This is a genomic window from Furfurilactobacillus curtus (assembly GCF_045862785.1).
Lineage (GTDB): Bacteria > Bacillota > Bacilli > Lactobacillales > Lactobacillaceae > Furfurilactobacillus > Furfurilactobacillus curtus.
The window spans coordinates 1-11,701 of the sequence record NZ_BQXO01000011.1 but is presented as its reverse complement, the minus strand read 5'-3'; the positions used below and the strand labels follow the sequence as shown (position 1 = coordinate 11,701).

The window sequence follows — 11,701 nt, the reverse complement described above, 5'->3', positions numbered from 1 at the left end:
TCACGAATATAGGCCAGCATTTTTTGCAGTTCTGGCCGATTAGTGTTAGCCCCACTTAATTTATCCGTAAATAATTTGTCAACGTCTTTTAAAGCCGCTAACTGTCGATCTAAATGTTGCTCCTTGGAACTCACACGCGCATAACCGATTTTAGCCATTTCCAATTCTCCTTTTGGACAGTTCTAATGAACACTTGTAATTCCTAGTATAGCACAGAAATAAAAAAGGCCACTAGGGTATACCCTATTGGTTATTAAACTAACTTAGTGAAAAAGGAAAAATTCGCCTTCCTTTAGCTGATCTGTATTTAATCTTGAATCTATAACCTTCTGATCTCCATTTGCCATTTTCAATAAATCTTCTTTGGCTATAAAATTTGAATGAAGAGGAGCTTCTTGATAGTCGATTTCCCAATCTCTCAAAATGTTATAGTCTTCTGAAAACTCTATGTTCTTTTTTACACCCTCAAAATCTGGAAATAATTTTGTACTGGTGACGCCGTTTTCTTGTAAATATTTTTGTAAACAATTTCGATCCCTTTGCGGTAGTTTGTAGGTTATTTTTTCTAAAAGAGTTTCGTTCTTCCATAAGTATTTATTGTCTTTTTTTTCTAAAGAATCACTGGAGTTGTTAGAATGAAGCCAGTCGACTAATATCTGAATTTGAGAATCTTGAACCTTAGAACCTTGCGCCACATTATTTGTATCTATGCTAGATAGCAGCCCCTGTTGTGATTCCATTCTTTTGTTTTTATGATCAGTATCATATACTATTAGCGGTAATTTGGGATATTGCTTCTTTAATTCAGCATACAAGGTCTTATTAAGTCTATATATGCAATACTTGTGCTTATTGAAGTCGTCTCTAAGACAATACATTTTACAAATATCGATATCTTGATCTAAAATTTTTTCGTCAACAAACTGTTTAATATAACTAGTGAACGCAAAGTATAAAGCTACATACACCGAATAACTCCAGTCAAGATAACTAGTGTCTATCCCGTAATGCTGAGAAAGTTCGTTTGAGTTTCCATTCATATTAACTTCTCTATATCCCCGTTTAGCTGCATTTTCTACAATAGCAGCAAAAATATCATATTGGTCAAAACTTATATCTTGGTTTGGCCTTTCGGCTCTTAGCTTTCTAGCTAGAGTTGGAACTAAATCATAATTTTCAAATGCACACCCTCGATAAATGAAATTGTTATTATTCTTAGCTTCTAAAATGATTTCCCCAAATTGCAAGAACAAATTAGCCACGCAATAAATCCCGGCAAGACAGTATTTTCATTGATATTCATATTTTAAAGATTCAATCTTTAGCCAGCGGCAGCGGAGAAAAGCTCTTTTGGGGTTTGGCAACCTGACTGCCGGCGTGGTAAGTTGTTTAGCTTGGCTTCCACTGCTTGGATATCACTAGGGCCTAAAGTATCCATGGACAGGCCCTTAGGCACATCACGACGGATCATTCGATTATGCGCCTCATTTGTGCCTCGTTCTGAAGAGCGGTAAGGGTGGGCATAATAAAGGTCGGCAACCCCGTCAAGCACCGTCCCCGCCGCTGCGAATTCTGCCCCGTTGTCAGCGGTAACGGACTTCATGATGTGCCCGTATTCTTGGCAGATCTTAGCCAGTTCGTAGTTGACTGAATCGGCGTCACGGCCATCAATCAAACGCAGGATCTGACAGCGAGATTGGCGCTCGATCAGCGTTAGAATGACACTTTCTTGGCCGTTACGTTTACCGACTACGGTATCCAACTCAAAGTGACCGAACTCTTGGCGCTGATCAATACTTTTAGGTCGCTCTTCGATACTTCGTCCGGCCAGACGCTTATGCTTGGGTGAATGGTGGTGTTTGGTGCGGCGCCGGTTTTTTTCGAGCAGATCAAGATTACGGACTTCAAGTAGTTGCGCATCGATATAGTGGTATAACGTCTTGGTCGAAACCATCTCCTCAGGTTGATATAAGCCTTCAAGTTTAGCACGGCCCACCGCGGCATCAGGCGACCAACCGTCTTGGTGCAAATGGGCCGTAAAGTAGTTGATAAAGTCAGCGACACCAGCGAGTTTCAAAGGTCGATGACAGGACATTCGGTTAGCTTCGTATTTGGCCTGTGCCGCTTCTGGCGAGTACTCGCGGTGATATTGCCGTTGACCGTTCACTTTTTTAACTTGGTCGATCTCACCACGGCGTAGTTCATTACTGATTGGTTGATGACAAACGCCGATAACTCTAGCAATTGCGCGGTTAGAGTATCCTTGGCTGTGTAGGGTGGCGATTCTGCCGCGCTCAAATGAAGTTAGGTGGTGACCTTTTTCTCGGACTGTGGTATTCTGTTCTTGCATCAAGACAATAACCTCTTTCATTTTTGTGTTGGAACATCAATGATAACAGAGATTTGTCTTGGTGTTTTTTATTTTTTCAATTAGCTGGATCTAATTGGCTAACTTGATTATAAAACGCGCGCTAAAATGATTTCTTGTAACGTAGCCAATATTTTATTCCTCTTGTATAATTGAAGCCTGTAGAGAAGTTAAGGCGGTGGCTATTTCCAATCGGAGGTGGTGCTTATGGTGTTAAACCTTTAAAGCCCATAAATCCTAACGAAAGGAGTAGCCTAGGTGTCCGTGTCGGACGCTTTACAATTAATGCTGGCTTTCGGTACTTTTATCGTGGCCTTAATCGCATTAATTGTTGAGCTGATCAAAAGTCAGCAAAAAAAATAATCCGTCTTAGCTTTGGCGAGCAGATGGATTATTTTTGATCTAATCTATTAAGTTTGCCACCGTCTTAAACGGCTCTACATGGGAAGTCCTGTTATCAGCGGGGCTTCCCTTTTTCTGTCTACATTATAGCATGACTATAATGGACTTTCGACTATTTTTAATCAACTTTCTGCCAGTTCTTAGGGAACACACGTTTGCTTTATATGCTACAATACAGGTAAAAGCTAACGGAAGTGATCTAAATGTTTTTTGATGATGAACCGCATGGCGTGTTCTTCTTAATCGATAACAAGTCCTTTTATGCTAGTTGCGAAGCCGTTGCCCGGGGCCTTAATCCCTTAAAAGTCCCGTTAGTGGTCCTTAGCGAAGCTGAAAATACTAATGGCGGGCTCATTTTAGCCACGTCACCCGAAGCTAAGCACTTATTTCATCTTAAAGCCAACGTCTCCCGTAAACGTGACTTACCCAATGACCCCAGGTTGTGGGTCGTGCCCCCGCGCATGAACCTTTATATTCAACGTAATTTGCAGATCAATCAGATCTTTCATCAATTTACTACTGAAAAAGAGGTTTGGCCGTATTCAATTGATGAAAGCATTCTTGATATGACCCATACTTGGCGGCTGTTTGGCAATTCCGTTCGCGAAGTGGCACGCTTGATTCAAAAGACAGTTCGGCAAAAGCTAGGCTTGTATACCACCGTGGGAATTGGTGACAATCCGGTGCAAGCTAAATTAGCCTTAGACCTTTACGCTAAACATAATCATGAATTGATCGGTGAAATCCATTACGAAACTGTGCCGGATAAAATTTGGTCAATTACTGAATTAACGGACGTTTGGGGGATTGGCCCCCGTATGGCGAAACGTTTGAACCGCCTTCACATTCACAATATGTATGAGCTAGCCCATACCAACCCTTATTTACTCAAACAGCAGCTTGGCGTCATTGGTAGCCAGTTATTTGCTACGGCCTGGGGAATTGATCGCGCGCAAGTTACGGAACCAACTAAGGTTAAAGAAGCTAGCCTGGGTAATTCGCAAGTATTGCCACGAGATTATTTTAACCAAGTCGAAATTGAAACCGTCATTAAAGAAATTGGGGAACAGGTGGCGGCGCGGCTTCGGCACCACCATAAACTGGCGGGGTGTCTATCGCTAAGCATTGGGTTTTCCTATGCCGCAGCTGAAGCAGATGGTCGCGGTGGCTTTAACCAGGCTTTAAAAATTGAACCAACTAATGACAATCAAGTTTTGACGCAACAATTATTGTGGTTATTCCGTCAGAATTGGGACGGTCAAGCTGTCCGGAATATTGGTGTTTATAGCAGTAAACTAAGTGCCAACTCCGGCCAACAACTTAATTTATTTGAAACCCCGCGCAACCAAATTCGCCGTAGCCGGTTAAACCAGGTGATTGATGAAATTCACCGGCAATTTGGGTTCACCAAACTAGTTTACGCGACCAGTTTATTAAAGGGAGGCACTGCTATCAAGCGGGCTTCACTAGTGGGCGGACATAATGGAGGCAATAGCTATGAATAGCGATATCGAGATTATTAAGGGTCGGTTAACCTTATTGTTTAAGCGGCGTCCCAAAACCCGCTATTGGTTAATGTTGACTAATGATACCTACGATCAGACCTATAATCTGTTTTTTAACAGTCAGCGGGTTAACGAGCGCTTGCAATCCGTTCCCTTATATAAATTAGCTAACTATGATTTAGCTGATTTAGAAAATTTACTAAAAGCATTACGACAAGATATAAAGCTAACGATCGAATTTGTCGGCTTTACAGGAGAACGGTGGCCGGCAAGTCAAAAGCTGATTCAACGAAAGCGGGTGCCCCTTGAATAACCAAGACTTTGATTTAGGCACGGTTAAGCATTTTTTTGAACATGATTACCATGACCGGGGCATGATGAAATGGCAGGGATTCTATTTATCCGACCATACTGCTGCTTTAAACCAACAGAAGCAGCAATTGAATGAAGTCTATGTTCCGCGACCGCAACAATCCTTAGCAGAGATAACCCAACAACTGGCAGACGCATATCAGCGTCAACAACCAGTGATCATTCAACTAAAAACGGTTGACCAAAACAACCGTCATTGGCCAGATATCACCACCTTGATTCATGGTTACAATGCCAATGATATTGTGGTTGATGCTGATCGGTTTATCCCACTACCAGAAATTCGAAATGTTTCAACATAAAAGGACGGAACGGTTACTTAATAATTAACCTTCCGTTTTTTTGATGCTTGTCTATTTGGCTTTATTTGTATCCTAGCTATATTAAATTATGAAGCCTAAACGCTAATCTGTTCGCGTATAATAAACTAGTGAGTAATTTAAAAGTGGGGGAAGGACTGTTTTTATGTTGGAACTGTCGTTTGAAAAAGAAGTTGTTAAAACCTTAACGACTGGAAGCAATCAATGGGTGGAACGAAAAGACCTATATGGTGCGACGCCGGATCAATTATGGGCTAATTTTCGTGATAAATTAAATAACAATAACTATGCTAAATTGCAGGGATACCCCCTAACTGATACCGAATTTAATCAAGTTAAACGGGCGATTGAGGTCCGGACACCTTACGAAGCAGCTAAGTTACTAGCCGCCGAAAATGGCATTGGCAAAGTGGAAGTTGAACGTGATGGTGCTAAGCTGGGCACGGTGACACTCGAGTTATTTTGGAAAGCGGACGTCGCTGGCGGTAAATCTAGTTATGAAGTTGTCCGACAAGCAGTGCGACCACGGTTAGCTGGTACTCAAGATGTCGATCCTGATCGCCGTTTTGACGTAACCCTATTGATTAATGGGTTACCCTTAATTCAATTGGAACTAAAAAAAGCCACGGTCGAACTTAACCAGGCTTTTAATCAAATTGAAAAATACGCACAGGAAGGTAAATATACGGGAATTTACTCGCTGTTGCAAATGTTTGTGATTATGACGCCGGATAGTACGGCGTATTTTGCGAATGCCGAACCGGATCATTTCAATAAAGCTTTTTTGTTTAATTGGCGGACGCGGGATAATCACCCCGTGGAAAACGGTTTAGCGTTCACGCGCCAAGTCCTTAATATTCCCATGGCCCACAAAATGGTCAGTGAATATACAGTCATCGACCAAGAGCGGCAAAGCTTAATTCTCTTACGGCCTTATCAGATTTATGCGATTGAAGCCGTGATGCACCGGATTCACGACCATCAAGATGGTTTTGTTTGGCATACCACGGGTTCTGGTAAAACACTCACCTCATATAAAACCGCTAAATTAGCGGCGCAAGATCCCGGTGTCGATAAGGTCATCTTCTTAGTTGACCGGCGGGATTTAGACGAACAGACAACCAGCAACTTTAGTGCCTATGCCGCCAATGATGATATTGCCATTAACGAAGCCCAAAACACCGGTGATTTAATGCGTAAATTGCAACAAAATGACGGTAAGGTCTTGGTCACCTCGATTCAAAAACTTCATCGGGCGGTCAAAAAAACGCAAGCCCAGCTGGCAACCGGTAAGCAATCCCGCTTTAGTAAAACTTTAAAGCAACGGGTGATCTTCTTTGTTGATGAAGCCCACCGGTCGCAATTTGGTAAGATGCAAAAGGAAATTCGGGCAGCGTTTGTCAATAGTAATTGGTATGGTTACACCGGCACCCCCATCTTTAATGAAAACAAGAAACAGCTCAAAGGTGATCTAGCAGTTACGACGGAGGAGCTATTTGGTAAAGTCTGTCATGTTTATAACTTGCGAGACGCCTTAGAGGACCAAACCGTGTTACCGTTTAACGTGGAACACGTAACGACGATTGGGAAAGACACGTTAATAACCCGGGCCCTCGAAAAAGAAACTCAGCGCGTCAAAGCGCGTCGTGATAAGCAAGGCCGCCTGCTGAGTACGGCTGATGAAGCGAAAATTCAAGCCAAGATTCAAGCGATGTCAGTCAAGGACTTGGAAGAAGCGTATTTAACTCCGGCTGACTTTGAGACTGATGAACATATCCAACAAGTTGTTCAATATATTTTACAAAAAGGCCCACGTAAAACGAGTTTGGGTCATGGCAACTACAATGCGATTTTAACCACCAGCTCCATTGAAATGGCGCAACGCTATTATCAAGCCTTTAAAGCCGCGAAAAAGACTACTCACAATCAGCTAGATCCTGATTGGCCCCGAATTGCGATTACTTATTCATTAAGTGAAAACGAAGATCAGAGTGCGCAAAAACATGACCAAATGGCCACCATTTTAAAAGATTATAATCAGCAGTATCACACTAATTTTGATTTAACTGATTTGAATCTCTACAACGAAGATGTCGCGAAACGGGCCGCCCGGCGTGAGGCTGTCTTTGCTCATTTACAAACGGATCAAGAAATAAATTTAGTGATTGTCGTACGCCGTTTATTAACAGGCTTTGATGCCCCTCGGCTAAACACGCTCTTTGTTGACCGCACCTTAGCTTATCAAGAACTCATTCAAGCCTACTCACGCACCAACCGGCTCCAAAACCGGGAATTAAAACAAGAAGGCCAAATTGTGACCTTTCGGGTACCGGCAATCATGGAAGCTAATGAACGTGAAGCTTATAAGTTATATAGTGGCGAAGGCTCTTTTAATGTCATCATTCGTCCCACTTATCAGCAGGCTGTCTTAAAATTTCAAAAGGCTGTGGTGGATTTAAAAGCCATTGCTCCAACACCAACGGCTGCCGATGACCTGAAAGGAACCACTGCCAAGGTACAGTTTGTGAAAGCCTTTCGCCAAGTGAATCAACAATTGAATTCCTTATCCATGTACAACGATTTCACTTGGAAAAATAGTGAAAAGGCCTTTGGTATTGCTCAGCCCGAAGTAGAATCCTATACGGGTAAATATCTGCGGATTAAAGCGGCGGTTACTAACCAAGAGCCTGAGAAAGTCCCCGAAGAGTTGGCCGCTTTAGACTTTTCCTTAGCCGTTGGTTCAGTCGTCTTGGTGGATTATGATTATTTGACGCAATTAATTCAAGATTGGATTGATGAACAGCAACAGTACTCGACGCCTGATCAAGCCCAAGCGCATATGACGGATTATCTGCAAAATAGTGCCAAAGTACAGGCTAGTTTGAATAAATTGGCGGAAACGCAACCGCAACAGGCCCAGTTAATTCGCGAAGCCATGCCTTATATTGAGCAACAAATGCAACAGTTTCAGCAACAGAGTATTCAAAATCAAACTCCAGTAGCGTTAAATGCTCGAGAGTTGGTGGCTGATTACGCTCAGAGACAATTGGTCCAAAAAACGACGGCCTTTGCCCACACGTGGGGCTTAGATCAAGCAGCCCTATTGCGGGTAGCGCGTGAACACACCGTGGGTACTGATGAATGGCACCATGAACAAGAATTAACGCAGTCAGCGAATTTAACAGCGGCCTTACAAGCTCAAACTGCCACTGGGCCGAAGATTCCAGCTATTTTGCCACTATACCGGATTAAATCCCAGGCCGCTTGGCGGCAGTTTATTGAACACGATTTAGCAATCTATTTACAAAAATAAGTGAGGTTAAACAATGTCAGAAAAAACAACGCAAGCTAGTCAGCTTGAAAGCGCCCTATGGAATGCGGCCGATGTTTTACGTGGGAAAATGGACGCTTCTGAATATAAAAATTATTTATTGGGGTTAATTTTTTATCGGTTTCTATCCGAGAAAACCTTAACGACTTTTAGTGATTGGGCAGGCGAAACCGAAAATGTCACTCAGAAATATGCTCAGTATATGGATCCTCAGTTCGAGTTGGAAGGCATCTCGGTGCAGCCCAGTTTAGTGGAGTATTTGCAAAACACGCTCGGCTATTTAATTCAACCCCAGGCGTTGTACGCTACCCTGATTGGCAAGATTCAAGCCCATACTTTTGCATTAGATGATTTATCCCAAGCACTTCACGATCTAGAACAGTCGACACAGAATCTGTCTTCAGCGCAAGACTTTTCGGGCTTGTTTGCCGATGTGGATTTAAGTAGTAATAAATTAGGCAGTTCTTTACAACAACGAAACCAAACTATTAGTGATACTATGTTAGCTTTAAATGCGGTTGATCTTATTCATCATCAAGGCGACGTCCTAGGTGACGCCTATGAATACTTAATCGCGCAATTTGCCAGTGATTCTGGTAAAAAAGCGGGTGAATTTTATACCCCGCGGCAGGTGTCCGACATTATTGCCCAGATTGTGACTTATCAGCGCCATGCAGGTGATAACCAAGTGCGGACTATCTATGATCCAGCAGTTGGTTCTGGTTCGCTGCTGTTAAATGTCGGACAACACGTGCAAGAACCTGGTTTAGTGAGTTATCACGGCCAAGAACTGAACACCACGACCTTTAACCTGGCCCGAATGAATTTAATGTTACATGGGGTCTCGTATGACGATATGCACTTACGCAACGGGGATACGTTAAGTAAAGATTGGCCCGTTGACGAGCCTTACTTATTTGATGCCGTCGTTATGAACCCGCCCTACTCGGCGCACTGGGATAACAGTGATAAACGCTTGTCTGATCCCCGTTTCCGCGACTATGGCGTCTTACCACCTAAATCTAAAGCCGACTTTGCCTTTCTGCTACATGGCTTTTATCATTTGCAGGAACACGGGACTATGGGCATTGTCCTACCCCATGGCGTATTATTTCGGGGGGCTAAGGAGGGCAAAATTCGCCAAAAACTCCTGCTGGATAACCGGATTGATGCCATTATTGGACTACCCGCCAATATTTTTCATTCCACCAGTATTCCAACGTTGATCATGGTTTTAAAGAAACACAAAACCACTGATGACGTCTTATTTATTGATGCGTCCCGGGAATTTGAAAAGGACAAGAATCAAAATAAGCTAACGGCAGCCAATATTCAAAAAATTGTGACCACTTATCAAAACCGGCAAGATGTCGATAAATATGCCCATGTGGCCTCACCGGCAGAAATCAAAGCGAATGATTATAATTTAAATATTCCGCGCTACGTTGATACGTTTGAACCGGAACCCGAGATTGATCTGAACCAGGTCAAAGCTGATCTAAAGCAACTGGACGAGGAAATCAGTCAGAATGAACAAGCCTTTAATGAATTAGCTAGCCAGTTAGTGACCACCCAGGTGAATGACCAGTCAAAACCGGAGGCTCACAATGAAAGATAACCAAGCTAAATATCCGCAATTAAGATTTAAAGGCTTCACTGATCCTTGGGAAAAGCGTAGGTTAAGCGATATGGTCCTTATATCGAAGGATAAAAATACAGATAATCAATTTGGTAAGAATGAAGTTGTATCAGTATCGCGTGAAGCGGGAACTGTTAATCAAATTGAATACCAAGGCAGATCTTTTGCTGCCAACGATGTTTCAAATTATAAAAAAATCAAATTAGGCGATCTTGTTTATACTAAAAGTCCATTAAAAGGTGCTCCATATGGTATTTTCCAATATGCGACAATAGTTGGCATTGTAAGTCCACTATATGCTGTCTACCACTCCACTAAAAAATCATTTGCGCCGTTTGTTGCTCTTCAACTACGAGACGATAATATTGCATCGCATTATCTTTCTAGAATAGTAACAAAAGGTGCAAAAAATACTATCAATGTGACGGATACAGACGCACTAGATGGATATTTGAATTTTCCAAATCGAATCGAACAACAAAAAATCTTTGATTTCTTTCAAAAACTAGATAATCTGATAACTTTAAACCAGCGTAAGTTAGCTAAGCTTAAGGAACTTAAACAGGGCTATTTGCAAAAAATGTTCCCCCAAAATGGGAGCAAGTTCCCGCAATTAAGATTTGCAGGGTTTGCTGACGCTTGGGAACAGCGTAAGTTATCTAATTTGGCTGAACGAGTAACTCGAAAGAACAAAAATAACGAGTCGGGGCGTCCGTTAACTATCTCTGCACAAGATGGTCTGATTGATCAGAATGACTTCTTTGACAAGCAAATTGCAAGCCGTGATGTCAGTGGTTATTTTCTAGTTAAGAATGGTGAATTTGCTTACAATAAAAGCTATTCAAATGGATATCCCTGGGGAGCAATTAAGAGGCTCGATAAATACGATATGGGAGTTCTTTCAACTCTTTATATTATTTTTAGACCGACAAATGTTTCTTCCCAATTCTTGGTTTCATACTACGACACAACTAGGTGGTATAAGGAAGTCGCGAAGAATGCTGCGGAAGGCGCACGTAATCATGGACTTTTGAATATAGCCCCTACTGATTTTTTCAGTACTGTGCTAATAATCCCAAATTCAATCGAGGAACAGCAAAAAATTGGTTCATTCTTCAAACAACTCGACGACACTATTACCCTTCATCAGCGTAAGCTTGAAAAACTCCAAGAACTTAAAAAAGGGTATCTACAAAAGATGTTTTGCTGAGCTTAATTTGATCAAATTTAGGATCCTATGAAACCCCATGACTTAATTTTTATTGTGCTTGGTCAACACTTAATTCACCTGTATAATGGATTACGCAGGAAGTTTTAAGGGCGGTGGCTGTCTTTTCCCTTGCGAGGTGAGGCCCATGGGAACATGGAATAATCTTCAGGAAGGTTGCACAGTCAATGAGCGTCTTCCAGACACTCTCGTTGATGTTGCTATTTGCAATGTTTATTTTAGCGTTGCTAACGTACATCGACAAAAGGAACAAATAAAAAAGCCGCCCTGCGTAACTTTGGTAGAGGTCACAGGACGAGCTAAAATCGTTTATTAAATTTCTGCCACCGCCTTTGAAGCGGCTTGCATGGGAAGTCTTGTTAGCGCAAGGCTTCCCTTTTCTATTACATTATAGCATGTCCCTTAAAAACTGGCTAACGTTTTAGGCTTTGATCGGGTTCAGAATCTGGTCGTTTAATTTCTGGATTTTCTTCAGCAAATGCTTTCAGTTGTTTTTGCGTTCGATTACTGATTTCATGGTGTACATCATTTAACTT

Annotated in this window: 11 protein-coding genes; 8 read left to right on the top strand and 3 right to left on the bottom strand. The window is 42.1% G+C overall.

The genetic code is table 11. The annotated features are described in order from the left end of the window. From ACKTR2_RS09905 to ACKTR2_RS09895, 3 genes are all read right to left on the bottom strand, one after another. A partial coding sequence (locus ACKTR2_RS09905) for a recombinase family protein (protein ID WP_057727171.1) occupies positions 1–158 on the bottom strand: 158 nt, incomplete at its 3' end. A gap of 105 nt (positions 159–263) precedes the next feature. Next, on the bottom strand, positions 264–1,262 hold the full coding sequence (locus ACKTR2_RS09900) for an FRG domain-containing protein (protein ID WP_407884959.1): 999 nt from the start codon (positions 1,260–1,262) through the stop codon (positions 264–266). A gap of 59 nt (positions 1,263–1,321) precedes the next feature. Next, complete coding sequence (locus tag ACKTR2_RS09895) at positions 1,322–2,350, bottom strand: IS30 family transposase (protein WP_407884957.1); 1,029 nt, start codon at positions 2,348–2,350, stop codon at positions 1,322–1,324. A 303-nt stretch (positions 2,351–2,653) separates the two neighbouring features. Here ACKTR2_RS09895 and ACKTR2_RS09890 point away from each other — a divergent pair, with 303 nt between their 5' ends. From ACKTR2_RS09890 to ACKTR2_RS09855, 8 genes are all read left to right on the top strand, one after another. Then, positions 2,654–2,731 (top strand): putative holin-like toxin, encoded by a 78-nt coding sequence (locus tag ACKTR2_RS09890; protein ID WP_076661461.1) that lies wholly within the window; start codon positions 2,654–2,656, stop codon positions 2,729–2,731. 242 nt (positions 2,732–2,973) lie between these two features. Further along, on the top strand, positions 2,974–4,275 hold the full coding sequence (locus tag ACKTR2_RS09885; protein WP_407884955.1) for a Y-family DNA polymerase: 1,302 nt from the start codon (positions 2,974–2,976) through the stop codon (positions 4,273–4,275). Further along, positions 4,268–4,588, top strand: coding sequence for an acetyl-CoA carboxylase (locus ACKTR2_RS09880; protein WP_407884953.1), 321 nt, complete (start codon positions 4,268–4,270; stop codon positions 4,586–4,588). Before ACKTR2_RS09885 ends, ACKTR2_RS09880 begins: the two co-directional genes overlap by 8 nt. Continuing rightward, entirely contained in the window at positions 4,581–4,949 is a 369-nt protein-coding gene (locus ACKTR2_RS09875) for a hypothetical protein (protein ID WP_407884952.1), read from the top strand. The genes ACKTR2_RS09880 and ACKTR2_RS09875 overlap by 8 nt, the downstream gene beginning before the upstream one ends. Positions 4,950–5,112: 163 nt before the next feature. Next, positions 5,113–8,280 (top strand): type I restriction endonuclease subunit R, encoded by a 3,168-nt coding sequence (locus ACKTR2_RS09870; protein WP_407884950.1) that lies wholly within the window; start codon positions 5,113–5,115, stop codon positions 8,278–8,280. 13 nt (positions 8,281–8,293) lie between these two features. Continuing rightward, positions 8,294–9,916, top strand: a complete 1,623-nt coding sequence (locus ACKTR2_RS09865) for a type I restriction-modification system subunit M (protein WP_407884948.1) — start codon at positions 8,294–8,296, stop codon at positions 9,914–9,916. Next, the gene (locus ACKTR2_RS09860) at positions 9,906–11,147 is read left to right on the top strand and encodes a restriction endonuclease subunit S (protein WP_407884946.1); all 1,242 of its coding nucleotides are present in this window, start codon (positions 9,906–9,908) and stop codon (positions 11,145–11,147) included. The genes ACKTR2_RS09865 and ACKTR2_RS09860 overlap by 11 nt, the downstream gene beginning before the upstream one ends. Positions 11,148–11,332: 185 nt before the next feature. After that, positions 11,333–11,422, top strand: a complete 90-nt coding sequence (locus tag ACKTR2_RS09855) for a putative holin-like toxin (protein ID WP_072672334.1) — start codon at positions 11,333–11,335, stop codon at positions 11,420–11,422. Positions 11,423–11,701 lie beyond the last annotated feature (279 nt).